Annotated in this window: 23 protein-coding genes; 9 read left to right on the top strand and 14 right to left on the bottom strand. The window is 65.9% G+C overall.

What is annotated here, in order from left to right; genetic code table 11:
* Positions 1-59 precede the first annotated feature (59 nt).
* The 3 genes from C6A82_RS09505 to C6A82_RS09495 are packed head-to-tail and all read left to right on the top strand — an operon-like array spanning position 60 to position 3,651.
* Complete coding sequence (locus C6A82_RS09505; protein ID WP_105349365.1) at positions 60-845, top strand: bifunctional 2-polyprenyl-6-hydroxyphenol methylase/3-demethylubiquinol 3-O-methyltransferase UbiG; 786 nt, start codon at positions 60-62, stop codon at positions 843-845.
* Complete coding sequence (locus C6A82_RS09500) at positions 842-2,407, top strand: glycoside hydrolase family 57 protein (protein WP_105349366.1); 1,566 nt, start codon at positions 842-844, stop codon at positions 2,405-2,407. Before C6A82_RS09505 ends, C6A82_RS09500 begins: the two co-directional genes overlap by 4 nt.
* A complete protein-coding gene (locus C6A82_RS09495; protein WP_105349367.1) occupies positions 2,404-3,651 on the top strand; it encodes a glycosyltransferase family 4 protein in 1,248 nt (415 codons plus the stop codon). Before C6A82_RS09500 ends, C6A82_RS09495 begins: the two co-directional genes overlap by 4 nt.
* A gap of 71 nt (positions 3,652-3,722) precedes the next feature.
* Here C6A82_RS09495 and C6A82_RS09490 read toward each other — a convergent pair whose 3' ends face one another.
* Positions 3,723-4,460, bottom strand: a complete 738-nt coding sequence (locus C6A82_RS09490; protein WP_105349368.1) for an acyltransferase — start codon at positions 4,458-4,460, stop codon at positions 3,723-3,725.
* Positions 4,461-4,541: 81 nt separating this feature from the next.
* Between C6A82_RS09490 and C6A82_RS09485 the strand changes: the two genes are divergently transcribed.
* Positions 4,542-5,828, top strand: coding sequence for a PQQ-binding-like beta-propeller repeat protein (locus tag C6A82_RS09485; RefSeq protein ID WP_105349369.1), 1,287 nt, complete (start codon positions 4,542-4,544; stop codon positions 5,826-5,828).
* A gap of 3 nt (positions 5,829-5,831) precedes the next feature.
* Here the strand turns inward: C6A82_RS09485 and C6A82_RS09480 are convergent, their stop codons facing one another.
* The 8 genes from C6A82_RS09480 to C6A82_RS09445 form a co-directional block, all read right to left on the bottom strand.
* Positions 5,832-6,554, bottom strand: a complete 723-nt coding sequence (locus C6A82_RS09480; RefSeq protein WP_105349376.1) for an esterase — start codon at positions 6,552-6,554, stop codon at positions 5,832-5,834.
* A 106-nt stretch (positions 6,555-6,660) separates the two neighbouring features.
* The gene (locus C6A82_RS09475) at positions 6,661-7,887 is read right to left on the bottom strand and encodes a THUMP-like domain-containing protein (RefSeq protein WP_158261681.1); all 1,227 of its coding nucleotides are present in this window, start codon (positions 7,885-7,887) and stop codon (positions 6,661-6,663) included.
* Complete coding sequence (locus tag C6A82_RS09470) at positions 7,821-8,819, bottom strand: class I SAM-dependent methyltransferase (RefSeq protein WP_105349370.1); 999 nt, start codon at positions 8,817-8,819, stop codon at positions 7,821-7,823. The genes C6A82_RS09475 and C6A82_RS09470 overlap by 67 nt, the downstream gene beginning before the upstream one ends.
* Positions 8,820-8,829: 10 nt before the next feature.
* Positions 8,830-9,480 carry an enoyl-CoA hydratase gene (locus C6A82_RS09465; protein ID WP_105349371.1) on the bottom strand — a complete coding sequence of 217 codons (651 nt, stop codon included), beginning with the start codon at positions 9,478-9,480 and terminating at the stop codon, positions 8,830-8,832.
* Complete coding sequence (locus tag C6A82_RS09460; RefSeq protein WP_396836789.1) at positions 9,477-10,289, bottom strand: NUDIX hydrolase; 813 nt, start codon at positions 10,287-10,289, stop codon at positions 9,477-9,479. The genes C6A82_RS09465 and C6A82_RS09460 overlap by 4 nt, the downstream gene beginning before the upstream one ends.
* The gene (locus tag C6A82_RS09455; RefSeq protein WP_199193742.1) at positions 10,286-11,170 is read right to left on the bottom strand and encodes an ABC transporter ATP-binding protein; all 885 of its coding nucleotides are present in this window, start codon (positions 11,168-11,170) and stop codon (positions 10,286-10,288) included. Before C6A82_RS09455 ends, C6A82_RS09460 begins: the two co-directional genes overlap by 4 nt.
* Positions 11,083-11,766 (bottom strand): YitT family protein, encoded by a 684-nt coding sequence (locus C6A82_RS09450; protein ID WP_105344753.1) that lies wholly within the window; start codon positions 11,764-11,766, stop codon positions 11,083-11,085. The genes C6A82_RS09455 and C6A82_RS09450 overlap by 88 nt, the downstream gene beginning before the upstream one ends.
* Positions 11,759-11,887, bottom strand: a complete 129-nt coding sequence (locus C6A82_RS09445) for a hypothetical protein (RefSeq protein WP_255419226.1) — start codon at positions 11,885-11,887, stop codon at positions 11,759-11,761. Before C6A82_RS09445 ends, C6A82_RS09450 begins: the two co-directional genes overlap by 8 nt.
* Positions 11,888-11,973: 86 nt before the next feature.
* Here C6A82_RS09445 and C6A82_RS09440 point away from each other — a divergent pair, with 86 nt between their 5' ends.
* Entirely contained in the window at positions 11,974-13,416 is a 1,443-nt protein-coding gene (locus C6A82_RS09440; protein ID WP_105344755.1) for a PLP-dependent aminotransferase family protein, read from the top strand.
* Here the strand turns inward: C6A82_RS09440 and serB are convergent.
* Positions 13,413-14,648 carry a phosphoserine phosphatase SerB gene (gene serB, locus C6A82_RS09435; protein ID WP_199193744.1) on the bottom strand — a complete coding sequence of 412 codons (1,236 nt, stop codon included), beginning with the start codon at positions 14,646-14,648 and terminating at the stop codon, positions 13,413-13,415. The genes C6A82_RS09440 and serB overlap by 4 nt on opposite strands.
* A gap of 17 nt (positions 14,649-14,665) precedes the next feature.
* The gene (gene ctaD, locus C6A82_RS09430; protein ID WP_105344772.1) at positions 14,666-16,417 is read right to left on the bottom strand and encodes a cytochrome c oxidase subunit I; all 1,752 of its coding nucleotides are present in this window, start codon (positions 16,415-16,417) and stop codon (positions 14,666-14,668) included.
* 205 nt (positions 16,418-16,622) lie between these two features.
* Between ctaD and C6A82_RS09425 the strand changes: the two genes are divergently transcribed.
* The 4 genes from C6A82_RS09425 (at position 16,623) to C6A82_RS09410 (ending at position 21,953) form a co-directional block, all read left to right on the top strand.
* Entirely contained in the window at positions 16,623-17,726 is a 1,104-nt protein-coding gene (locus tag C6A82_RS09425; RefSeq protein ID WP_311101762.1) for an iron-siderophore ABC transporter substrate-binding protein, read from the top strand.
* Between the two features lie 10 nt (positions 17,727-17,736).
* Positions 17,737-18,012 carry a YciI family protein gene (locus tag C6A82_RS09420; protein ID WP_105344760.1) on the top strand — a complete coding sequence of 92 codons (276 nt, stop codon included), beginning with the start codon at positions 17,737-17,739 and terminating at the stop codon, positions 18,010-18,012.
* Between the two features lie 136 nt (positions 18,013-18,148).
* Complete coding sequence (locus tag C6A82_RS09415) at positions 18,149-19,198, top strand: NAD(P)-dependent alcohol dehydrogenase (protein WP_105344762.1); 1,050 nt, start codon at positions 18,149-18,151, stop codon at positions 19,196-19,198.
* A 163-nt stretch (positions 19,199-19,361) separates the two neighbouring features.
* Complete coding sequence (locus C6A82_RS09410) at positions 19,362-21,953, top strand: MMPL family transporter (RefSeq protein WP_105344764.1); 2,592 nt, start codon at positions 19,362-19,364, stop codon at positions 21,951-21,953.
* A 166-nt stretch (positions 21,954-22,119) separates the two neighbouring features.
* Here the strand turns inward: C6A82_RS09410 and C6A82_RS09405 are convergent, their stop codons facing one another.
* From C6A82_RS09405 to nrdF, 3 genes are all read right to left on the bottom strand, one after another.
* Positions 22,120-22,500 (bottom strand): hypothetical protein, encoded by a 381-nt coding sequence (locus C6A82_RS09405; RefSeq protein ID WP_142405940.1) that lies wholly within the window; start codon positions 22,498-22,500, stop codon positions 22,120-22,122.
* 271 nt (positions 22,501-22,771) lie between these two features.
* Positions 22,772-23,188, bottom strand: a complete 417-nt coding sequence (locus tag C6A82_RS09400; RefSeq protein WP_105344766.1) for a TIGR03667 family PPOX class F420-dependent oxidoreductase — start codon at positions 23,186-23,188, stop codon at positions 22,772-22,774.
* A 278-nt stretch (positions 23,189-23,466) separates the two neighbouring features.
* Positions 23,467-24,429, bottom strand: coding sequence for a class 1b ribonucleoside-diphosphate reductase subunit beta (gene nrdF, locus C6A82_RS09395; protein ID WP_105344767.1), 963 nt, complete (start codon positions 24,427-24,429; stop codon positions 23,467-23,469).
* Positions 24,430-24,507 lie beyond the last annotated feature (78 nt).

Here is a 24,507-nt window from a genome sequence, read left to right as displayed (position 1 = left end):
CGGCCCAACCGTTCGCGAACCGGCCACCAACCCTTCTCCTGGGTTAGCCTCCTTCTGCAATGAGCTCATTTGTTACCCACGGTCCGGCCGGGCCGGAGGGCGCCCTGCCGCTGACCGGGGAGCGCACAGTTCCCGGGCTGGCCGAGGAGAACTACTGGTTCCGCCGCCACGAGGTGGTCTACCAGCGCTTACGCGACCGGTGCGCCGGCCGTGACGTACTCGAGGCCGGGTGCGGCGAAGGGTACGGCGCCGACCTGATCGCCGATGTGGCACGGCAGGTGATCGGGTTGGACTACGACGAGGCCACCGTCGCGCACGTGCGGGCCCGCTACCCACGGGTGGACATGCGCCACGGCAATCTGGCGCAACTCCCGCTGCCCGACGGCTCGGTTGACGTGGTGGTGAACTTCCAGGTCATCGAGCATCTGTGGGATCAGCCACAGTTTGTCGCCGAATGCCTGCGGGTGCTGCGGCCAGCGGGCCTGCTGCTGATGTCGACGCCAAACCGCGTCACGTTCTCCCCCGGTCGCGAGACACCGCTCAACCCCTTTCACACGCGCGAGCTCAACGCAGGCGAACTGACCGAGCTGCTCGAGACTGCGGGCTTCGCGCTCGATGCCATGCAGGGTGTCTTCCACGGCCGGGCACTGGTGGAGATGGACGCCAAGCACGGCGGCTCGATCATCGAGGCACAGGTCGCTCGCGCACTCGCCGATGCGCCGTGGCCCGAAGAGCTGCTGGCCGACGTCGCCTCCGTCAGCGCCGACGACTTCGACCTGACCGACGCGGCCGACCGCGATATCGACGAAAGCCTTGACCTGGTAGCAATCGCGGTGCGGCCATGACCGGGTCAACTCCCCGGTCTGTTCACTCCGGCCCGCCAGAGCGGGTGCCAGGGCTATTCACCCTCGTGCTGCACACCCATCTGCCGTGGCTGGCCCATCACGGGCGCTGGCCAGTCGGCGAAGAATGGCTCTACCAGTCGTGGTCGGCGGCCTACCTGCCGTTGATGCGCGTGCTGCGCAAGCTCGCCGACGAGGACCGCCGTCACCTGCTGACGCTCGGCATGACCCCGGTGGTCACCGCGCAGCTCGACGATCCGTACAGCCTGACGGGCATGCATCACTGGCTGGCCAACTGGCGGTTACGCGCCAAAGAGGCGACAACCTTACCGGAACCGTTGCGGCAGTTCGGTATTCGCGAGGTCGCCGAGGCCGATCGCGAGCTCGACGAGTTCACCACGCTGTGGCGGCATGGCGCCAGCCCGCTGCTGCGCGAGCTGATCGACGGAGAAACCATCGAGCTGCTCGGTGGCCCGCTGTCGCACCCGTTCCAGCCGCTGCTGAACCCGCGGTTGCGCGAGTTCGCGCTGCGCGAAGGTCTGGCCGACGCCCACCAACGCCTGGCTCACACTCCGACGGGCATCTGGGCGCCGGAATGCGCATACGCGCCGGGAATGGAAATCGATTACGCGGCAGCCGGTGTCGGACACTTCATGGTCGACGGCCCGTCCCTGCACGGCGATACGGCGTTGGGACGGCCGGTCGGCCAGTCCGACGTCGTCGCGTTCGGCCGTGATCTCCAGGTCAGCTACCGGGTGTGGTCGCCGAAGTCCGGTTATCCGGGGCATGCGGCGTACCGCGATTTCCACACCTACGATCACGTCACCGGTCTCAAACCGGCTCGCGTCACGGGTCGCAACGTCCCTTCGGATGCCAAGGCGCCCTACGATCCCGAACGCGCCGACCGTACCGTCGACGGACACGTCGCCGACTTCGTCGACGTGGTGCGCCGACGGCTCGTCAGCGAAAGCGAGCGGATCGGCAGGCCGGCACATGTGATCGCCGCATTCGACACCGAACTCTTCGGCCATTGGTGGTATGAGGGTCCGGTGTGGCTCGAACGGGTATTGCGTGAACTTCCTGCCGCAGGCATCCGCATCGGCACGCTGTCCGACGCCGTCGCCGACGGCTTCACCGGCAGCCCCGTCGAATTGCCGCCCAGCTCTTGGGGTTCGGGCAAGGACTGGTCGGTCTGGTCCGGCGAGCAGGTGGCCGACCTGGTGCAGCTGAACAACGAAGTGGTCGACACAGCGCTCAGCACGGTGGACAAGGCGTTCGAACAGAACGCCTCGGTGGGTGCTCCAGTCGCGCGCGACGTGGTCGCGGATCAGATCCTGCGGGAGACACTGCTGACGGTCTCCAGCGACTGGCCGTTCATGATCAGCAAGGACTCCGCGGCCGACTACGCCCGCTACCGCGCACATCTGCACGCGCACGCCGCCCGCGAGATCGCAGCCGCGCTCGCGACCGGTCGCCGCGAGCAGGCCGAGAGGCTGTCGGCGGGCTGGAACCGCGCGGACGGTCTGTTCGGCGCTCTCGACGCGCGAAGGCTTCCCCACGCATGAAGATCCTGATGGTGTCGTGGGAGTACCCGCCGGTGGTGATCGGCGGGCTCGGCCGCCACGTCTACCAACTGGCGACGGCGCTGGCCGCCGCGGGACACGAGATCGTCGTGCTCAGCCGCCGCCCGACGAACACCGACCCGAGCACCCATCCGTCGACCGACGAGGTCAGCGAAGGCGTGCGGATCGTCGCGGCCGCCCACGACCCACACGAGTTCGACTTCGCCACCGACATGATGGCGTGGACGCTGGCCATGGGTCATTCGATGACGCGCACCGGGCTGGCCATCAAGTCCGAGGGCACACGACCCACGCCGTGGCGGCCCGACGTCGTGCACGCGCACGACTGGCTGGTGGCCCATCCGGCCATCGCCCTCGCCGAATTCTGCGACGTGCCACTGGTTTCCACTATCCATGCCACCGAGGCAGGACGGCATTCCGGCTGGGTCTCGGGCCCGATCAGCCGACAGGTGCACGCCGTGGAGTCGTGGCTGGTGCGCGAATCCGACGCCCTCATCGCGTGTTCGAGGTCGATGAGCGACGAGATCACCGAGCTCTTCGGCCCCGGCCTTGCCGAGATCCGGGTCATCCGCAACGGAATCGACGCGGGCCTGTGGCCGTTCGCGCGGCGGCGGTCGCGCAAGGGACCGGCGCAGCTGCTTTACCTGGGCAGGCTCGAATACGAGAAGGGCGTCCACGACGCGATCGCGGCGCTGCCGCGGATCCGGCGCACCCACCCAGGCACCACGCTGACGGTCGCCGGTGACGGAACGCAGTACGAGTGGCTGGTCGAGCAGGCCCGAAAGCACAAGGTGCTCAAGGCTGTGACGTTCGTCGGACGAGTCGATCACCGGGGACTCGTACAGTTGCTGCACAGCGCCGACGCGGCCGTGCTACCGAGTCATTACGAACCATTCGGCATCGTGGCCCTGGAAGCAGCGGCCACGGGCACGCCACTGATCACCTCGAACGTCGGCGGTCTCGGGGAGGCTGTCATCAACGGCCAGACCGGAATTTCGTTCCCTCCGCGCGATATCGCGGCGCTGGCGGCGGCGGTTCGTGCGGTGCTCGACGACCCGCAGGCCGCGCAGGAATGGGCGATCGCCGCACGCGAGCGGTTGACGTCGGACTTCGACTGGCACACCGTCGCAAGCGAAACCGCGCAGGTCTACCTCACCGCCAAACGCGGCGTGCGACAACCACATCCGCGTCGCATGATCGTCGAGCACGCACTCCCCGACCGCTGAATCGACACTGCAATGACGGCGCAGGCTACTCGCACTTCTCCGCCCTGAGTGCAGCATCAACGCAAACGAAGCTAGCGGGATGCCTTCTTGCGTTCGATGTCGGCCAGGGCGGCAGCGAGCTTGGCACGCTCGGCGGCCGAGGTGTCCCAGGCGAGCTTGCGGTTCTTCACGACCTTGGCCGGCGCACCGACGGCGATGGAGTAGTCCGGGACGTCGCCCTTGACCACCGCATGCGAGCCAAGAACGCAGCCGCGTCCGATGGTGGTGTTGCGCAGGATGGTGACCTTGGTGGCGATCCAGGTGTCAGGCCCGATCCGGACCGGGCCCTTGAGAATGCCCTGATCCTTGATCGGCACGTTGATGTCGTCCATCCGGTGGTCGAAGTCGCAGACGTAGACCCAGTCGGCCATGAGCACCGAATCGCCGAACTCGATATCGAGGTAGGTGTTGATGACGTTGTCGCGGCCGAGCACCACTTTGTCGCCGAAGCGCAGCGAACCCTCGTGGCAACGGATGGTGTTCTTGTCCCCGATGTGGACCCAGCGACCGATCTCCATCGTCGACAACTCGGGGGTCGCTTGGATCTCGACGCCCTTGCCGAGAAAGACCATGCCCCTGGTGATGATGTGCGGGTTGGCCAGCTTGAACTTGAGCAGCCGGAAGTAGCGCACCAGATACCACGGGGTGTAGGCGCGGTTGGAGATCACCCATCTCAGCGATGCCATCGTGAGGAACTTGGCCTGGCGCGGGTCGCGGAGCCGGGAGCCCCGCCAGCGCTTGTGCAGCGGCGCTCCCCACATCGTCGTCATGGCCGGAAAGCCTACGCGAGCGCTCCTATCCCGAACGGTTACCCTCACGTGGGTTTACCAATAGGAACGGGAAAGGACCGCGTGTTCCGGCGACTCATCGCAGCAGCCTCAACAGCGCTGATCACGATCGTTCTGGCCGGGTGCGGCAATACCGACTCCTGGGTCGAGGCGCACGCCTCCGACGGCTGGGCCGCCCAGTACGGCGACGCCGCCAACAGCAGCTATACCGATGTGTCAGGTGCCGACACGCTCGAGCTCGAGTGGACCCGCTCGGTCAAGGGTGATCTCGGCGCCGCCGTGGCGCTCGGGTCGGGGCGGTATCTGGCTGCCAACGGGCAGACCCCGGCTGGCTGCTCGCTGATGGTGTGGGAGGCCGACAACAACGCGCGGCAGCGCTGGTGCACCCGGTTGTGGCAGGGCGGTGGTTCGTCAAGCCCGTTATGGGACGGCTTCGACAACCTCTACATCGGTCAGCCCGGTACGATGCTGTCGTTTCCTTCGACGCAGTGGTTCCGGTGGCGGCGACCGGTCATCGGGATGCCGACCACTGCAAGGATTCTGGCACCGGGTCATCTTCTCGTGGTGACACACCTCGGCCAGGTGCTCCTTTTCGACGCCCACCGAGGCACCGTCATCGGCACGCCTCTGGACCTCGTGGAAGGCATCGACCCGACCGATTCACAGCGCGGCCTTTCCGACTGCAGGCAGGCGCGACCCCGCTGCCCCGTCGCGGCTGCGCCCGCGTTCGCCGCCACGACGGGCATGGTCGTTATATCCGTGTGGCAGCCCGGCGCCTCCGCGTCGGTGCTCGTCGGCCTGAAATACAATCCCGACCGCAACCCGAAGCTGACGGTGGCGTGGACCAGCGACGCGGTCAAGGCGGGCACCACGTCAAGCCCGGTGGCCTCTGCCGACGGTTCGACGGTCTACGTCAACGGTCGCGACAACCGGCTGTGGGCCATCGACGCGGTTGACGGCAAGCCGAAGTGGTCGACACCGTTGAAATTCCTCTCGCAGACGCCGCCGTCGGTGACACCGAGCGACGAGATCATCGCGGGCGGTGGCCCTGACACGAAGCTGGTCGCCATCCGCGACCGCGGCGACCACGCCGACGTGGTCTGGACCCGCGACGACGTCTCCCCATTGACGACATCCAGTCGGGCTGGCGGACACGTCGGCTACACCGTGGTCGAGGACGGCGAGAACGGCCAGGCGCTGATGGTGTTCGACCCCGTCGACGGCCACACGGTGAACAGCTATCCACTGCCCGATGCGACCGGTTTCCCGGTCGGGGTGTCCATCGGGCACGACGGCCGAGTCGTCGCTGCGACGAGCGACGGCCAGGTCTACGGCTTCGCGCCTGCCTAGCGGCTAGGCGATCATCCTGTCGACCGGCCCGCGCGGGATCGGCACCGTCAGCGCACCCGCCGACTCCGGCACGATCGCGCCCTGGCCGAAGAAGAAGACCAGGTTGTCGTTCTGGATCGCGAAGTTCTCATATGTGGCCGGATTCAGCCCGACTGCGGGCGATATCGCCGGCTTGGTGCCCATCTGCTTCTCGAGTTCGGCCTCCACAAGCGGGAAGATGATCGGCCATGGATTGGCGCCCGGCTGGAACAGCGGCTGAGTCTTCTCCTTGCCGCCGGTGTCGAGCACGATGGGCCAGCGCAGCGTCTGATCCCAGTTGAACGCCTTGAAGAAGGTCTGCGGCTTGGTGCCGCCGACATCCTGGTACACCTTGAACACCAACGACTGCGTGCCGCGCGGCGGAACGGCCGAGTTGTACTCGGTGGGGGTCACTTCCAGCTGATAGGGCGTGGTGCGCGCGCCTGTGCCTTTCGCGACGTTGACGAAGCCGTCCCGGGTCTGCTTCACCCAGTCGAAGACCGCCTGCACGTCCGGATAGTTAGCCGGATAGCTGATCTTCAGGTTGTAGCCGGTGTCGGCTTCATGGATCACGCAGTTCTGCCCGACGAGGGCGCCCTTGAGATCAGAGCACTTCGGCGGCGCTGCTGACGCCGGTACCGCGGCGACGCTGGAGAAACCGACGAGCACAGCCGCCGTGGCAGCGAGAATTGACGCGGAGAGACGCATGGATGATTCCTCTTCAGGCCAGAGCGGCACGGTAGCCGCCGACGCCACAATATACAGGCGGCAGCAGAACCAGATTTTGCCGAAGACGAGTGCGGGTTGAGCAGTTTCAGCGTGACGGTCGGCAGATGAACGCCGTTGCGCGGCTTGCCGCGCCGGAGCCGATGCGCGTGATCACCACCGACACCTGCTGCGAGCCACGCAACTTCAGCCGCCTGCGCAGCGCGTCCGGGTCGACATCGACGCCGCGCACCAGGATCTCGACAGCACCCGCGTCATGCATCGACAGCGCCTGACGCAACCTCTTCTCGCTGAATCCGATCTCGTCGAGCACCTCGAAGCCGCGGACACCGTCGGGCAGCCGGTCGCCCGAGAGGTAGGCGATGTCCGGGTCGAGCTGCCACAACCCATGCCTGGCGGCGTAGTGGCGGACCAGCCCGGCGCGGACCACCGCACCGTCGGGGTCGACGATCCAGCGGCCCGCCGACGCGACCGGGCAGTCGTCGGGCTCGGCATCGGTGATCTGTTCGGCACGGTCCAACACGGTGGCGCGGCGTCGCACACCCGACCCCGCAAGCCCCGCCGACCACAGACACGCCTCGCGTACGCTGCCGTGCAGTGACGTGATCTCAATCTCGCCGCTGAAACCCAGCCGCTCGATCTCACCGAAATCGATTCCGGGCGCGCACTTTACGACGAGGTGCCGACCGCTGTACACGTCGAGTAGTTGGTTCAACGGCGGCGCGTAGTCCAAGGGGTCGAACCGTCGGCGTCCTGATCCCCTACGCGCTGGATCGGCGAGTACGACGGCGTCACGGGTGACGGGCCGTATGGCGTCTGCTCGGCAGAGCGGCACATCGCCCACGTTGTGCCGTGCCATCGCCAACCGGTTTGGATCGATGTCGCTGCCCACCAGGTAGCGGACCGAGTTCCGCAGTGCCGCAAGCTCTGTGCCGACCGAGCAGGTGACGTCGTGCACGACTGCGCCCGTGAGCCGCGCCGCCCGGTGTTCGGCCACCCGCTGTGCGGTCGCCTGCTGCAGCGCCTCGTCGGTGAACAACCAGTGCGACGGGTCATCGAACTTGGTTGTCGCCCTTCTGCGCAGCAACACCGTCTCGACGAGAATCGCCGAGTGCTCGCCGAACTGCTTCCTGATCGCGGCGATGTCGGCGACGCGGGTGGTGTCGATCAACCGGTAGCCGTCGACGTCGCGCAGCGCCTGCGCACCCGCCGCGCTGCTGAGATAGGCGACGGCAGCGGCGCTGAAATCTACGACGGTTTGACCCCGGTGACCATGACGTTGTAGAACCAGCCCTTCGGCACGACGCGGCGCCACACGTTGTGGTCGACCCAACTCAGCGTCATCCAGCTGGAGAACGCGAACCTGGCCCAGCCCCACCCCAGCCGGCCCGGCGGCACCGCGGCCTCGAACGTGCGGATCGGCCAGCCGAGCATCGCAGCGGTGAACTCCGTTGTCTGAGTAGCGATATCGACGGCACCCGCGCTACGCGCCATGCGTTCCAGGTCGCCGGGCGAGAACGTGTGCAGGTCGACAATCGCCTCCAGCGCGGCCGCCCGCGACGACTCGTCGAGCTCGGCCTGCGGCCGCCGCCAGCCGGAAAGCCCCGGCAGCCGGGTCACGTTCGTCACTGCCCGCCACGTCAGCGTCGACAGTGGACGGGCGTAGTTCTCACCGGAGTTCGTCGGCTCGCCGGCGAACACGAACCGGCCGCCGGGCTTGAGCACACGGACCACCTCGCGCAGAGACAACTCCACATCGGGAATGTGGTGCAGCACGGCGTGGCCGACGACGAGGTCGAAGGTGTCGTCGTCGTAGGGGATCCGTTCGGCGTCCGCGACGCGGCCGTCGATCTCCAAGCCGAGGTTCTGGCCGTTGCGGGTGGCGACCCTGACCATCCCGGGCGACAGGTCGGTGACCGATCCGCGCCGCGCGACACCGGCCTGGATCAGGTTCAGCAGGAAGAAGCCGCTGCCACACCCCAGCTCGAGCGCGCGGTCGTAGGGCAGCTTGCGCTGCTCCTCGGCGGGCACTGTCTCGTCGAACAGGTCGCGTGCATAGTCGACGCAACGCTTGTCGTAGGAGATCGACCACTTCTCGTCGTAGCTCTCGGCCTCCCAGTCGTGGTAGAGCACCTGGGCGAGCTTGGAGTCGTGGCGCGCCGCCTCCACCTGCTCCGCCGTGGCGTGCGGGTTCGGAGCGGGGTGGTCGGCGACGTCGGGCCCGGCGTCGGATTGCTCGAAACTCATGCAGGGCAGCCTAACGGGCTGGCCCGAAGGAGGCTTTCGCGGCGGCCAGGACCTGCGGCGGATGGTCCACCAGGCGCTGCGCCCACGCCATCGCGGCGTCGTACACCGCGTCAGGCTCCACCATCTCGTCGATCAGCCCGAGTGCCAGCGCCTCCTTGGCGTCGACGAAGCGGCCGGTGAACACGAGATCCTTGGCCTTGCTCTCCCCGATCGTGCGCGCCAGCCGACCCGTCTCAACGGGCGGAAAACCCGACAGGATCTCGGTCGCCCCGACCTTGACGTTGTCGCCGGCCACCCGCCGGTCCGCGGCAAGAGCCAGCGTCAGCCCGCTGCCCAGTGCGTAACCGGTGATCGCCGCAACGGTCGGCTTGGGAAGCGCGCTGAGAGCCTCGACGGCATCTCTGCCGACCTCAGCGGCCCCGGCGACCTCGTGTGCGTCGAACGTCCGCAGCACGGTGACGTCGTCGCCCGCGCAGAAGATCTCATGCCCGCCGAACAGGATCACCGCGGCGATGTCGTCGCGCCCACCGAGTTCCGCTGCGGCGGCGATGATTTCGCGACAAACCTGACGTGTCAGCGCATTGGTCGGGGGCCTCGACAGCAGCAGCGTCGCGATGCCGGGGTGTTCGTCGAGGGTGTGGATGCCGACGAACTCCCTCACGGGGTGCGCCCCCCGAGAGCCTGGTTGTAGCGCTCGCCGTCGAAGAACTCGAATTCCAGATTCCCGTCGGTCATGCTCATGTTCGGCGAGATGGGAACGATCCGCCGTTCGACGGCGAGGATCTCGGCGACGGTGCGACCGGCCAACGCGTCGAGCTGGGTCCACGTCGGCGGTAGCAGAAAGCTGCGCTGCGCCGAGAAATCGGCGAGGGCGGCCTCGGGGGCTATCCAGTCCGCCTGGTCGGATTCGGTGTTGTCCCCGTCGGCCAGCTGACCCACGGGGAGGGCGCCGACGAAGAAGTAGGTGTCGTAGCGCCGGGTGCGTTCTTCCTTCGGAGTGACCCAGTTCGCCCACGGCCGCAGCAGGTCGGAGCGCAGCATCAGCTTTTCGGCCTGCAGGAATTCCGCGAACGACAGCTCCTTGCTGACCAGCGCGGCGCGCTGATCGCGATAACTCGACGCGTCGTCGACGAGCAGGTCGGGATCGTCGGCCGCGCCCGCGAACAGCACGCCGCACTCCTCGAACGTCTCCCTGGCCGCCGCGCAGACGAGCGCCTCGGCGAGGTCGGCGTCGGTGCCGAGCCGCTCGCCCCACCAATTCTTGTCCGGGCCGTGCCACGCGATGTCGGCGTTGCGGTCGCGGTCGTCGACGCCGCCGCCGGGGAAGACCATCACGCCGCCGACGAAGTCCATCTTCCGGTGCCGCCGCATCAGGAACACCTCGATTCCCCCTGGCTGGCCGGCGCGATTGTCCCGGATCAGCATCACGGTGGCGGCCGGCCGAGGGAACAGCGGTCCTTCGCTCATCATCGCCTCCTGTGCGCGGCTCGGCTCCTGGTGCGCCGGGCGAAGTAACGGCCGTCGATGACATCGAGGGCGATGGACTGGCCGAATGCCTTCGACAGGTTCGCGGCGGTCAACACGTCAGTCAGCAGCCCGCCGTCGACGATTCGTCCCTCCGACAGGATCAGGGCGTGGCTGAACCCGCGCGGGATCTCCTCGACGTGGTGGGTAACCAGAACGATCGCCGGTGCGTCCGGATCGGCGGCGAGGTCTTCCAGGCGGGCGACGAGCTCCTCGCGTCCGCCGAGATCGAGTCCGGCGGCGGGCTCGTCGAGCAGCAGCAGCTCGGGGTCGGTCATCAGCGAACGGGCGATCAGCACACGTTTGCGTTCGCCTTCCGAGAGCGTCTCGTAGATGCGCTCGGCGAGGTGTTCGGCGCCGACGCTTTCCAGCATGTCGATCGCCTGGGTGTAGTCGACGTCATCGTATTTCTCTCGCCACCGGCCCAGCACCCCGTATCCGGCCGACACCACGAGGTCGCGCACCACCTCCCCCTCGGGTACGCGCTGCGACAGCGCCGAACTGCTCAGCCCGACCCGTGCGCGCAGTTCCGACATGTCGGTACGGCCGAGCCGTTCGCCGAGCACGAACGCGGTGCCAGAAGACGGGTATTCCATTGCAGCGGCGATCCGCAGCAGCGATGTCTTGCCTGCTCCGTTCGGACCGATGACCACCCAGCGTTCGTCGAGTTCCACCGACCATGTGATGGGCCCCACGAGTGTCTGGCCGCCGCGCCGCAGCGCGACCTTGGCGAAGTCGATCAGCAGGTCTTCCTCGACGCTGTCGCTTCCGGAGTCGGGCACTCGCCCATCGTATTCGTGAAGCTCGCCTCGGCGACGGACGCCCATCCGCTGTGTGCCAACAGTCGCTTCGGCGCGATCCGGACGAAGAACTGCACGAGCGGACCGATGCCGAACGCATACAACACCGTGCCGACGCCGACGGTACCGCCGAGGAGCCAGCCGACGGCCAGCACGGTGGCCTCGATGGAGGTCCGGACGAGCCGGACCGAGAGGCCGGTCCGGACGACAAGACCGGTCATCAGGCCGTCGCGCGGCCCAGGACCGAGGCCCGCACCGATGTAGAGCACGGTGCTCATCGCATTGAGGACGACGGCGCCGACCATCATCGCGATCCGCACCGGAAGCGCTGTCGGCGTTGGCAGTAGCGCCAGTGACGCGTCGACGGTCACCGCGATCACGATGACGTTGGCGACGGTGCCTATACCGGGCCGATTCCGCAGCGGGACCCAGGCCAGCAGCACCGCCACCCCGACGACGGCCGAAGCGATGCCGATCGTCATCGGTGTCCGCAGCGCGAGCCCCTGATGGAAGACATCCCATGGGTCGAGCCCGAGTCCGGCACGCACCATCATCGCCATCGAGAAGCCGTAGCCGATCAGCCCGAGCAGCAGCACGCTGCCGCGCGCCGGCGCGCTAAGCATGGTGCGGGAAGCGGATCCGTATCAGCTCGAGCTCGTTGCGCATCCGTTCGGCGTCTCGATCGAGGAACTCGGCAGGCATGCGTTCGGCGGGACGGAAGAACCGGCCCCACGTGGGGGTCATTCTGGATGTCCAATTTGTACTCATAATCAGATAATGGGACTGACTGGCTTGTTATTCCATAGCCAGTTAGCGCATACTGGCCTGCGATGACGGTCGAAATGCACGCAAGAGCCCTCGATGTGGACCTTTTGGCTCGGGAGCTCGGCAACTGGCGGACGTCCAGTCGCAGTGGCCCGGCCTACCACGGCCTTGCCGACGCCATCCGGCTGCTGATAGTCGACGGCCGCATCCCTGTCGGCGCCCGGCTGCCGAGCGAACGGGCGATGGCCGACACGCTTCGGGTCTCCCGCACCACCGTCACCGCCGCCTACACACAACTGCGCGACGACGGCTACCTCAATGCCCGCCGGGGCGCCCGCAGCACCACCGCCCTGCCTGTCGCACCGGCCGCACGTGTCGAAATCGCCGCACCCGCAATGAGTCTCGCCGCCGCTGCGTTGTCGGCGCCGGCCGCGGCGGTCAGCGAGGCATTCGTCGATGCGACACATGACGTTACGCCCTATCTGCACAAGGTGGGTCACGAGCTCGTCGGCGTGGAGGTGCTCCGCGAAGCCATCGCCGATCGGTATTGCGATCGCGGTCTTCCCACAGAACCTGACGAAGTGCTGGTGACAACCGGGGCGTTGCACGCGATAAACCTGATCCTGACCACCTACGTGCAGCCCGGCGACCGGGTGCTAGTCGAACAACCCACCTATCACGGCGCGTTGTCGTCCATCGCCACCGCAGGCGCGCGCCCGGTTCCGGTGGCGATGACAGAGGACGGCTGGGAGCTCGATGCGATACAGGCGGCGGTGCAGCAGCTCTCGCCAAGCCTGGCATATCTGATTCCCGACAATCAGAACCCGACCGGTTTGACGATGTCCGCGCAGGACCGAAAGCGGTTGTCGGACATCATCACCGAAACCAGGACGCGCACCGTCATCGACGAGACCATTCTGGACATGTGGCTCGGTGACGGGGTGCCCGAACCGATGGCTGCGGCGATGACGTCGCGACGGGACCTCGTGCTGACGATCGGTTCGATGTCGAAGTCGTTCTGGGGTGGTCTGCGGGTGGGCTGGATTCGCGCCGAGCGCGCCACCATCGCGACGATCGCCGCACTCCGTCCGTCGGTCGACATGGGCACACCCGTCCTCGAACAGTTCGCCGCCGCAAGGCTTCTCGCGCAGCGCGATCAGTTGCTTCCCGAGCGGCGGGACATCCTCCGGGCCCGGCGGGCGTTTCTGCTGTCACTGCTGGAGCGGCATCTTCCGGACTGGGCGCCGGGACCGGGTGTCGGCGGCATGTCGCTGTGGGTGCGATTGCCCGCGCCGATGAGCACTGCCCTGTCGGCCGCCGCCTCCCGGATGGGATTGGAGTTGCCCGCAGGCCCACGGTTCGGCGTCGACGGCACCTTGGAACGCTTCGTGCGCGTGCCCTATGCGCTTCCCGAGGACGAGCTGTCGGCAGCCATCGAGCTGCTGGCCCGAGCCTGGCACAGCGTCACCGGTTCCACCGCCCCGGAACCGACCACGATCGTGGTCTAGTCGTCCGGTATCTCGACCCGGCGTAGCGTGCCGTCAATCGAATCGGCCGCCTCGATTTCTCCGCGGGTGATGCCGAGGATGAACAGCACGGTGTCCAGATACGGGTGGCTCAGCGACGCGTCGGCCACCTCGCGCAACGCCGGTTTCGCGTTGAAAGCGACCCCGAGTCCGGCCGCGGCCAGCATGTCGATGTCGTTGGCGCCGTCGCCGACGGCAACCGTCTGCTCCATCGGCACGCCCGCCTGCTGCGCGAAATCCCGCAGCGCCTTGGCTTTTCCCGGCCGGTCGATGATCTGTCCGACGACGCGGCCGGTCAGCTTGCCGTCGACGATCTCGAGCTGGTTGGCGGCGACGAAGTCCATCTCCAGCTCGTGCGCGAGCGGCTCGATCACCTGACGGAAGCCGCCGGACACGATGCCGCAGTGAAAGCCCAAGCGGCGCAGCGTGCGGATCGTGGTGCGCGCGCCGGGGGTCAGCTCGATCTGCTCGCCGACCTCGTCGAGCACCTCGGCCGGCAGACCTTCCAGCGTAGCCACGCGGCGGTTCAGCGACTCGGCGAAGTCCAGTTCGCCCCGCATGGCTGCCTCGGTGATCTCGGCGACGGCCGCGTGCGCGCCGACCCGGTCGGCCAGCATCTCGATGACCTCACCCTGGATCAGGGTGGAGTCGACGTCGAAGACGATGAGCCGCTTGGCCCGCCGCGACAGGCTGTAGTCCTCGAGCGCGATGTCCACACCCTCGTTGACGGCCACCCGCGCCATCGCGGTCTGCAACCGCTGATGAGCATCCCCGGGCGGCACCGACACCCGCAGCTCCAAACCCGTCACCGGATAGTCGGATACCCCGCGGATGAAATCGATGTTGACGCCGAGTGCGGCCACCTCGCGGGCCACCACGCCGAACGCCTCTGCGGTGATCGGCCTGCCCAGCACGACGATGGTGTGGGTGGACGGTTCCCGCAGCACGGGCATCTGATCGCTGCGCTCGATCGTCACGTCGAGCCCGACCTCGCCGATGGCGTTCTCGACCTCACCGCGCAGTTCGGGGCCGCCCGCGACTTCCGCGGTGCCTGACACCAGTACACCCAGCGTCAGGCGCCCCCGAATGACAACCTGTTCGACGTTGAGCAGTTCGACCTTGTGCCGCGAAAGCACCTCGAACAGCGCAGAAGTCACACCGGGTTGATCGACTCCGGTGACGGTGATCAGAACCGAAACCTTTGGCGTGTTCACGCCCAGACGCTCACGACCTAGGTGCGGTCAGGTTCGGTGCGCGGGCCGAAGCCTTCGATCGACTCCCCCGCAGTAGCGTGACGGCCGATGTGCGCCTCGGCGCGCATTCGGTCCACCATGTGCGGATAGTGCAGCTCGAACGCGGGTCGCTCCGAACGGATCCGGGGCAGCTCGGTGAAGTTGTGCCGCGGCGGCGGGCAGCTGGTGGCCCACTCGAGCGAGTTGCCGTAACCCCACGGGTCGTCGACGATGACCGGCTCGCCGTAGCGCCAGCTCTTGAACACGTTCCAGACGAACGGGATCATCGAGATCCCGAGCGTGAACGCGCCGATCGTGGAGACGACGTTCAAGACGGTGAATCCGTCCGACGGCAGATAGTCGGCATACCGGCGCGGCATGCCCTCGTCGCCGACCCAGTGCTGCACCAGGAACGTGAGGTGGAAACCGATGAATGTCAGCCAGAAGTGCAGCTTGCCCAGCCGCTCGTCGAGCAGTCGGCCCGTCATCTTCGGGAACCAGAAGTAGATGCCCGCGTAGGTGGCGAACACGATGGTGCCGAACAACACGTAATGGAAGTGCGCCACAACGAAATAGCTGTCAGTCACATGGAAGTCCAGCGGTGGGCTGGCCAGCAGCACACCGGACAGGCCGCCGAGCAGGAACGTGACGAGGAAGCCCACCGAGAAGAGCATCGGTGACTCGAACGTCAACTGGCCCTTCCACATCGTGCCTATCCAGTTGAAGAACTTGATCCCTGTAGGCACGGCGATCAGGAATGTCATGAAGCTGAAGAACGGCAGCAGCACCGCGCCGGTGGCGTACATGTGGTGCGCCCACACCGCCACCGACAACGCCGCGATGGACAACGTCGCGTAGATCAGCGTGGTGTAACCGAAGATCGGCTTGCGGGAGAACACCGGGAAGATCTCGGTCACGATGCCGAAGAACGGCAACGCGATGATGTACACCTCTGGGTGTCCGAAGAACCAGAACAGGTGCTGCCACAGCAGCACACCGCCGTTGGCCGGGTCGTAGATGTGCGCGCCGAGGTGGCGGTCGGCGGCCAGACCGAACAGCGCCGCGGTCAGCAGCGGGAATGCCAGCAGCACCAGGATGGAGGTCACCAGGATGTTCCAGGTGAAGATCGGCATCCGGAACATCGTCATACCCGGTGCCCGCATGCACACGACCGTGGTGACCATGTTGACGCCGCCGAGGATGGTGCCAAGACCACCGACGGCCAGACCCATGATCCACAGGTCGCCGCCCGCTCCCGGGGAGTGGATGGCGTCGGTCAGCGGTGTGTAGGCGGTCCAGCCAAAATCGGCGGCGCCGCCGGGGGTGATGAAGCCGGCGATCGCGATCGTCGCGCCGAACAGGAACAGCCAGAAGGAGAGCGCGTTGAGCCTCGGGAACGCGACGTCGGGGGCGCCGATCTGCAGCGGCAGCACCAGGTTGGCGAAGCCGAACACGATCGGCGTCGCGTAGAACAGCAACATCACCGTGCCGTGCATGGTGAACAGCTGGTTGTACTGCTCATTGGACAGGAACTGCAGGCCGGGCAGAGCCAGCTCGGTGCGCATGAACAGCGCCATCAACCCGCCGATGAAGAAGAAGACGAAGCAGGCGACGCAGTACATGATGCCGATCAGCTTGTGATCGGTCGTGGTGATCAGCTTGTAGATGAGGCTGCCCTTGGGGCCCAAGCGCGCCGGGAACGGACGGCGGGCCTCGAGTTCTCCGACCGGGGCGGGCGCTTCGGCTACCAACTCGTCCTCCAAACGTCTCTCGCGGGCGTGCCCGCAACTGTTCTGTCCGAATCCTATCTGTGAGAACCGGCCAGTGTCGGCATGGGTCCTACAAACGGTCGTATTTGCTTTACCGAGTCGCCAGCTGTGGCGTTTGTTGCGGCAAAAACGCGGGTGGCGGCCGCAACAAACGCCGCAAATGCGGCTGGCTGTTACCGTCGGCTCCGTGCTGATCCGCCGTCTGGGACCCGGCCCGATCGCAGCCGCGGCTGCCCTCCTGACCGCCGTCGTGGTGACCGCCGTCGGCGGCTGCGGACAACTCGGCGACGGGACGACTTCCCCGGCTGATGAGCCCTCGGTGATCACCAGCACCACGAAGATCGCCGGAGCGGGTGTGCTGGGCAATCAACGCAGGCCCGACGAGTCGTGTGCACCCGATCCGGCACCCGTCGGTCCCGGCGAGGGCGACCGGGAGGTCCGTCACGCCGCAGGGAGCACCGTCGTGCGAGCGGAACCGCAGAAGATCGTGGTGCTCGCCGGCGACCAGCTCGATGCGCTGTGCGCGCTTGGTCTGCAGTCGCGCGTCGTCGCCGCCGCGCTCCCCGACGGTTCCGACGCGCAACCGTCTTACCTGGGAATGGTCGTGCACAACCTGCCCGCAGTCGGCACCCGCAGCTCGCCCGATCTGGAGAAGATTCGCGCGGCGCAACCCGATCTGATCCTCGGGTCGGCGGCCCTCACCCCCGACGCGTACGCGGAGCTGTCGGCGATCGCGCCGACCGTCTTCACAGGTGCGCCGGGCGCCGCCTGGGAGAACAGCCTGCGAACGGTGGGCGCGGCAACGTGGCGCGCGGACGCCGCGAACGGGCTGATCGACGGCTTCACCGCGGCCGCCGACAAGACCGGGACCGACAACGACGCGGCGCATTTTCAGGCGTCGGTCGTTCAGCTCACCGACACGACGATGCGAGTGTTCGGGCCAAACAGCTTCCCAGGCAGCGTGCTCGCCGACGTCGGCGTGGAACGGCCTGCGGCACAACGTTTCACCGACAAGTCGTACGTCGAGGTCGGGACCACCGAAGAGGATCTCGACAACTCCCCCGACTTCTCCCTCGCCGACGGCGACATCACCTACGTCTCCTTCGCCTCGCCCGCGGCCAAGGATCGCGCTGCCGAGGTGATGAACAGCGATGCCTGGAAGAAGCTCTCCGCCACCCGCGACAACCGGGTCTATGTGGTCAACAACGAGGTGTGGCAGACCGGCGAGGGCATTGTTGCCGCCAGAGGAATACTGAGCGACCTGCGCTGGCTCAACGCGCCGATCAACTAGCGTCGGCAGCGTGATTCACGTCTTGAAGTCGACGTATCTGCAGTCGCCCGATGTCGTCGAGCGGATCCGTCCGGCCCACCTCGAATTCCTGAAGGGCGAGATCGCGGCAGGGCGGCTCCTGCTCGCGGGCCGGCAGGAGGACGGTACGGGCGGAATGCTGATCACCGCCGATATCAGCGCCGAAGAGGCCGACGACATGATCGCGCGCGACCCCTACACGCCGGCCGGTGTCGCCGAGTACGAGCGAACCTCGTTCAACGGTGCTTTTCGGTCGCCCGGCCTGTAAGAGATTCCTCACAGAAGCGCCGGGGATTACTGCCGGGCGATTCCCGGTTGCACTGTCCAGCCGCAGGGTCGCGGCGAATTCACCTGCTCAGAGAGCGTGTTCACGCATGCCCTGAAGTGGATCGAAGAGGGATCACATGACGACCGCTGTAACCGCATACGCCGCCACATCTGCCACCGAACCGCTGACCAGGACGACGATCACCCGCCGCGACGTCGGGCCCAACGACGTCGCGATCCAGATTCACTTCGCCGGGATCTGTCACTCGGACATCCACACGGTGCGAGGTGAGTGGGGCGATGTTCAATACCCGATGGTTCCCGGCCACGAGATCGCCGGAATCGTCAGCGAGGTCGGGTCCGCCGTCACGGCCTTCACGGTGGGCGACCGCGTCGGCGTCGGCTGCTTCGTCGACTCCTGCCGCGAGTGCGAATACTGCCTCGCCGGCGAGGAGCAGTACTGCAACAACCCCGGCATGGTTGGGACCTACAACGGCGTCGGCCGCGACGGGCAGCCCACGCAGGGCGGCTACAGCGGCGCGATCGTCGTCGATGAAAACTACGTATTGCGCATCCCCGACGCGATCTCACTCGACGCCGCTGCCCCGTTGCTGTGCGCGGGAATCACCACCTACTCACCGCTTCGGCACTGGAACGCGGGCGAGGGCACGAAGGTCGCCGTCATCGGACTCGGCGGTCTCGGACACCTTGCGGTCAAGTTGGCCGTGGCGCTCGGCGCCGAGGTGACGGTGCTGAGCCAGACCCTGAAGAAGATGGAAGACGGGCTACGGCTCGGCGCCAACGAGTACTACGCGACCAGCGACCGCGACACGTTCAAGAAGCTGGCTGGCACGTTCGACCTGATCCTCAACACGGTGTCGGCGAACCTGAACATGGCCGATTACCTCGGTCTGCTGACCCTCGATGGGACGCTGGTCGAACTCGGCATGCCCGAGAACCCGATGCCGGTTCCCGCGGGCTCCTTGATCTTCGGCCGCCGACGTATAGCGGGCTCGCTCATCGGCGGAATCGCCGAAACCCAGGAGATGCTCGACTTCTGCGCAGAGCACGGTGTCGCTCCTGAGATCGAGGTCATCGAGCCGACCTACATCAACGAGGCCTACGAGCGGACGATCGCCAGCGATGTGCGGTACCGGTTCGTCATCGATACCGCGTCGCTGCGTTGAGGCTGGGCGTCGGCCAGGATGGCGTTGCCTGGATCGACGGCCGCTGACTGCTGCGGTGCTTGTAATCTCACCTTGCGCGCAGTGACCTACGAGTTAGGGGCCTATCGTTTTCGCCTGGTGGGGTCGGACGGTATATCGCTACCGATTCGTCGTCGTCGCAGTCATGGTGGCGCTCTGCCTCGGCAGCGGCATCTACGGCAGCAGCCTCGGCCAGCACGTCACGCAGAGCGGCTTCTTCGACGACGGCAGCGAGTCGGCGCAGGCCTCGCGACTCGGTGATGAGCACTACGGCCGCGACACGTCCAGCCACATCGTCGCCATCTACACCGCTCCCGTCGGCAAGACCGTCGACGACCGGGCCTTCCGCAAAAAGGTGCTCGACAATCTCGCGCAGGTCCAAGAGGACCACCCGGACCAGATCCTGCGCTCCATCGGCTACTTCAAGACTCCTGACCTTCTCCGCAACATGGCCGACGCGTCGAAGAAGCACGCGTTCATGTCCATCCAGCTCAAGGGCGACAACGACGACGACATCCTGAAGAACTTCAAGGCCGTCCAAGAGGATCTGTACAACCCGGGCGTCGACGTGCAGTTGGCCGGGTTGCTGCCGTTGGCCAATGAGCTGACCGGAACCATCGCCACCGATCAAAAGCGAGCAGAGGTGCTCGCCATGCCGTTGGTGGTGGTTCTGCTGTTCTTCGTGTTCGGCGGCGTAGTTGCTGCTTTCCTGCCCGGCATCATCGGCGGGCTCACCATCGCAGGGGCGCTCGGCATCATGCGGTTGACCGCCTTGTCGGTGCCGGTGCACTACTTCGCGCAGCCGGTCGTCACGCTGATCGGCCTCGGCATCGCCATCGACTACGGCTTGTTCATCGTCAGCCGCTTCCGCGAGGAGATCGCCGAAGGCTACGACACCGAAACGGCGGTGCGTCGCACGGTGGTGACCGCCGGGCGGACCATCGCGTTCTCGTCGGTGCTGATCTCGGCGTCGGTCGGCGGCCTGCTGCTCTTCCCGCAGGGCTTCCTCAAGTCGCTCACCTACGCCATGATCGCGTCGGTCACGCTGGCGGCGATCCTGTCGATCACCGTGCTGCCTGCCATTCTCGGCATGCTCGGCCCGAACGTGGACGCGCTGAATGTCCGCACGCTGCTGCGAATCCCGTTCCTGCGTAACAACGACAAGACCAGCCGACTGATCAATTGGCTGGGCGACAAGCTGCAGAAGACAAAGACCAGCGGCGAGGTCGAGAACGGGTTCTGGGGCAGGCTGGCCGAACGCGTCATGAAACGGCCGGTGCTGTTCGCGGCTCCCATCCTTCTCGTGCTCATCATCCTGATCCTCCCGTTGGGCAACATCGCGCTGGGCGGCATCAGTGAGAAGTACCTGCCGCCAACCAATTCGGTGCGTCAGGCACAGGAGGAGTTCGATAGAACCTTCCCCGGGTTCCGCGTCGAGCCCATCACGCTGGTGATCAAGAGCACCGACGGCAGACCGGTCACCGACGCCGAGGTTGCGCAGGTTCGCAGTGAGGCGCGCGCGATTCCTGGATTCACCGAGCCGAACGACGACCCGGCCAAGATGTGGCCGGAGCGGCCGTATCTCGACGGTGCCTCGAAGGACGAGTCGGTTCGGGTGATCCAGAACGGCTTGCAGAACCGCCTCGACGCAAAGGTCAAGGTCGACGAGCTGAGATCGATTGCCAAGCCACACGACCTCGAGTTGTATGTAGGCGGCACTCCAGCGCTCGAACAGGACAGTGTCCGAACGATTTCGGCGAAGCTGCCGGCGATGATCCTCATCGCGGTCTCGACGACGACGATCCTGATGTTCTTGGCGTTCGGGTCTCTCGTGCTACCGATCAAGGCCGCGTTGATGAACGCGTTGACGCTGTGTTCGACGCTGGGCGTGCTGACGTGGATCTTCGTCGACGGGCATTTCTCGTCGTGGCTGAATTTCACGCCGACACCGCTGACGGCGCCGGTGATCGGGCTGATCATCGCGGTGATCTTCGGCCTTTCAACGGATTACGAGGTCTTCCTCGTGTCGCGCATGGTGGAGGCTCGGGCGCGTGGGATGACCACCGAGGAGGCGATCCGCCACGGCACCGCGACCACCGGCCGTCTGATCAGTGCTGCGGCGCTGGTTCTCGTCGTGGTCGGCGGGGCGTTCGCCTTCTCCGATCTGGTGATGATGCAGTACCTGGCGATCGGGCTGATCACTGCGCTGCTGCTCGATGCGACCGTGGTCCGGATGTTCCTGGTGCCGTCGATCATGAAGCTGTTGGGCAACGACTGCTGGTGGGCGCCGCGGTGGATGAAGCGGCTGCAGGAGCGGATCGGCCTTGGCGAGATCACCCTCGAGGACGAGCGCAGGAAATCCCAGGCGGTACCCGAGCAGTTGGACCAGGCGATGGCGTTCGGGACGGTCGTCGGGGTGCCGACGTGGCAGAAGCCCGTCCACGATCCGTCGCGTCCGGCGGCGGCGGCGTTGGCTCCCTTGGGATCTGCCACCGCGGTCGCGCTGGCCGACCCACCGCCGTCGGTGCATGCGACTGGTGGCGGCGATGACGTTGCGTCGGATGAGTCGGTAGGCGAGGACGGCGACGGGAGCCCACCCGACGAGTCAGCCAACGACGACGACACGCCTGCGGAAGAGCCGGTCGACGTCGAAGCGGCGGACGACGGCGAGGCAACCGCCGACGAGGCTGGGGCCGAGGTCACTACCGCGAAAGTCGAGCCCGCCGACGACGCTTAGATCGAGACTGCGAGGAGATCGAGATTTGAAGGCCTTCGACGATCTGTGCGCAGTCTCAGCGACGCTTTCGAATCGACGCCCGCCGAGTCAAAGAATGGTGCGATCGGCATCTTCGCCGGCATCTTCACGGCGGTCGCCAACGCCGCTCCGAGAAGTCCCAGCCCGGTCAGCCGTTCTTATTGCTTCCGTTGGGGCCGTTTGTATTCCGATTGGTCGGCCCCGGGCTAGGGTTCTGGTTACTTGCTCCGGGACTGTCGGCGGTCTGTTTGGCTGCGCCGATGCTGCGGCCGTTCGGATTGTCTGCTCCAATAAAGACGTCGTTGGGATTCGTCCGCAGGCACGCCGAGGAAGTGCACTCGTCTTCGAGAATCTCTCGGGTACAGGTCTCGGGGTCACCACTGAGAGCACATCTCCTGAGTACGTCGTCGATCCCCGACTCAGGGTTCGGATCAGTGGCCGGGGCGGCGTTGACCGGCGCAGCAATCAGGATACCGGCTGCAGCGGCGGCGATGATCGCGCTCGAAAATGGGCGGACGAACTTTCTCATAAACCCCTCGCAGTTCTGATGGGCGAAACTCCAAGAACGGATACGTTCCACGTGGTGGGCAGGAATCCGCAACCCTAGCAAAAATTATCGCACGCGTGAAAAAGTACTTCCCGACGCAAGTACGCCCCGAGGAAAGCCGTTGTTTCTGCTTCACGCTACGGGCAAGAGCTAAGCTTCGAACAATCATTCAGTAGATTGCCTAAATTTCTGCGCCGTCGTATCGGCATGTGATGAGAAAAGAACCCACCATGGGTACTGCAAAGTTCATCGCCTACCCGGCAGACGGCGTTGACCACACCTTGTCGACGCTGATCTTCAACCGCGTGCTAAACGCGGCCAGATACTCCTCGCCCATCCCGATGCTGCTGGCGTAGTCGTGGTACTTGGCCTGATATTGCTCGTCTGCTAGCGAATCGGCCCCGACCGCGTCGACTCTGGCAGCACCGGCGATTACGACGGTCCCCCTACCGTTGCCATCGGAGTCCAAATTCAGGCTGACCTGCGGGCGGGCCTTGATGTGCGCGATCTTCGCGGCTTTCGGCATCGAATACACAGTCACCTCCTTGCCGTCGAAGAAGAACCACACGAGTCGGGGTACAGGCTGGCCGGATTTCGCCACGGTGGTCAACCACACGTAGCGATCCGATTCGAGCCTGCGGGAAACGTCTTGCGTCAGTTCGGCTGTCATGATCGCGAATGTAGTCCTAACCAGTACTGTTCGGTTCCGATCGCGGAGTGGTCGGCGTGACCGGTCGCCGGTCTGCTAGTACTGCCCGAGGCCTAGCGACGAGGTCGGGATCATCTAAAGACGGCCCTGGCCGGTGTACCAGGACCCCAGTGGCCTTGCGGGTCAGCGTTATTCCGACGGTCAGCGGTGGACTACCACTTCACGCGCGCCTGCCGTTTATGCCGACGCCCGCCACGGCGATGGAGGTGGCACAGAAAATCTTCTCACCACCAAGAAATCTAGAAGTCCCAGTCCTCGTCTTCGGTGTTGACGGCCTTGCCGATCACGTAGGACGAACCCGACCCCGAGAAGAAGTCATGGTTCTCGTCCGCATTCGGTGAAAGCGCCGACAGGATAGCGGGATTCACATCGGTCTCGTCGCGCGGGAAGAGCGCCTCGTAGCCGAGATTCATCAGCGCCTTGTTGGCGTTGTAGCGCAGGAACTTCTTGACGTCCTCGGTCAGGCCGACCTCGTCGTACAGGTCCTGGGTGTATTCCACCTCGTTGTCGTAAAGCTCGAACAGCAGCTCGTAGGTGTAGTCCTTGAGCTCGGCCTGCGTGGCGGCGTCCTCCATCGCCAGGCCGCGCTGGTACTTGTAGCCGATGTAGTAGCCGTGCACTGCTTCGTCGCGGATGATCAGCCGGATCATGTCGGCGGTGTTGGTCAGCTTGGCTCGGCTGCTCCAGTACATCGGCAGGTAGAAGCCGGAGTAGAACAGGAAGCTCTCCAGCAGCGTTGAAGCCACCTTCCGCTTCAACGGCTCGTCGCCCTTGTAGTACTGCATGACGATCTCGGCCTTGCGTTGGAGGTTCGGATTCTCCTCCGACCAGCGGAAGGCGTCGTCGATCTCGGCGGTGGAGCACAGCGTGGAGAAGATGTTGCTGTAGCTGCGGGCGTGCACCGACTCCATGAACGCGATGTTGGTGTAGACGGCCTCCTCGTGCGGGGTCAGCGCATCCGGAATCAGGCTGACCGCGCCGACCGTGCCCTGGATGGTGTCCAGCAGCGTCAGGCCGGTGAAGACCCGCATGGTCATTTCCTTCTCGTGGGGCGTCAGCGTGCCCCACGACGGGATGTCATTGGACACCGGCACCTTCTCCGGCAACCAGAAATTGCCGGTCAGCCGGTCCCACACCTCAGCGTCCTTCTCGTCCTGCAGCCGGTTCCAGTTGATGGCCGAAACACGATCGATCAGCTTCATGCCATCACTCACGAGAACCCCATTTCACCTGCAGTTTGATTGACCTATAGCCGTTCTACAGCCTGCCACCGACACTAC

This window comes from Mycobacterium sp. ITM-2016-00318, assembly GCF_002968285.2.
Taxonomy (GTDB): Bacteria; Actinomycetota; Actinomycetes; order Mycobacteriales; family Mycobacteriaceae; genus Mycobacterium.
Note: the sequence above shows the minus strand (reverse complement) of the source record. Positions and strands in the feature narration are given on the sequence as shown.

Coding starts and splice junctions, on each gene's coding strand:
- C6A82_RS09455 (WP_199193742.1), bottom strand. CDS start 11,170: ATGGGCGTCCGTCGCCGAGGCGAGCTTCACGAATACGATGGGCGAGTG.
- C6A82_RS09440 (WP_105344755.1), top strand. CDS start 11,974: ATGACGGTCGAAATGCACGCAAGAGCCCTCGATGTGGACCTTTTGGCT.
- C6A82_RS09400 (WP_105344766.1), bottom strand. CDS start 23,188: ATGACAGCCGAACTGACGCAAGACGTTTCCCGCAGGCTCGAATCGGAT.
- C6A82_RS09480 (WP_105349376.1), bottom strand. CDS start 6,554: ATGCGTCTCTCCGCGTCAATTCTCGCTGCCACGGCGGCTGTGCTCGTC.
- C6A82_RS09460 (WP_396836789.1), bottom strand. CDS start 10,289: ATGATGAGCGAAGGACCGCTGTTCCCTCGGCCGGCCGCCACCGTGATG.
- C6A82_RS09490 (WP_105349368.1), bottom strand. CDS start 4,460: ATGACGACGATGTGGGGAGCGCCGCTGCACAAGCGCTGGCGGGGCTCC.
- C6A82_RS09495 (WP_105349367.1), top strand. CDS start 2,404: ATGAAGATCCTGATGGTGTCGTGGGAGTACCCGCCGGTGGTGATCGGC.
- C6A82_RS09410 (WP_105344764.1), top strand. CDS start 19,362: ATGGTGGCGCTCTGCCTCGGCAGCGGCATCTACGGCAGCAGCCTCGGC.
- C6A82_RS09450 (WP_105344753.1), bottom strand. CDS start 11,766: ATGCTTAGCGCGCCGGCGCGCGGCAGCGTGCTGCTGCTCGGGCTGATC.
- C6A82_RS09505 (WP_105349365.1), top strand. CDS start 60: ATGAGCTCATTTGTTACCCACGGTCCGGCCGGGCCGGAGGGCGCCCTG.
- C6A82_RS09445 (WP_255419226.1), bottom strand. CDS start 11,887: ATGACCCCCACGTGGGGCCGGTTCTTCCGTCCCGCCGAACGCATGCCT.
- C6A82_RS09415 (WP_105344762.1), top strand. CDS start 18,149: ATGACGACCGCTGTAACCGCATACGCCGCCACATCTGCCACCGAACCG.
- nrdF (WP_105344767.1), bottom strand. CDS start 24,429: ATGAAGCTGATCGATCGTGTTTCGGCCATCAACTGGAACCGGCTGCAG.
- C6A82_RS09500 (WP_105349366.1), top strand. CDS start 842: ATGACCGGGTCAACTCCCCGGTCTGTTCACTCCGGCCCGCCAGAGCGG.
- C6A82_RS09405 (WP_142405940.1), bottom strand. CDS start 22,500: ATGAGAAAGTTCGTCCGCCCATTTTCGAGCGCGATCATCGCCGCCGCT.
- C6A82_RS09470 (WP_105349370.1), bottom strand. CDS start 8,819: ATGAGTTTCGAGCAATCCGACGCCGGGCCCGACGTCGCCGACCACCCC.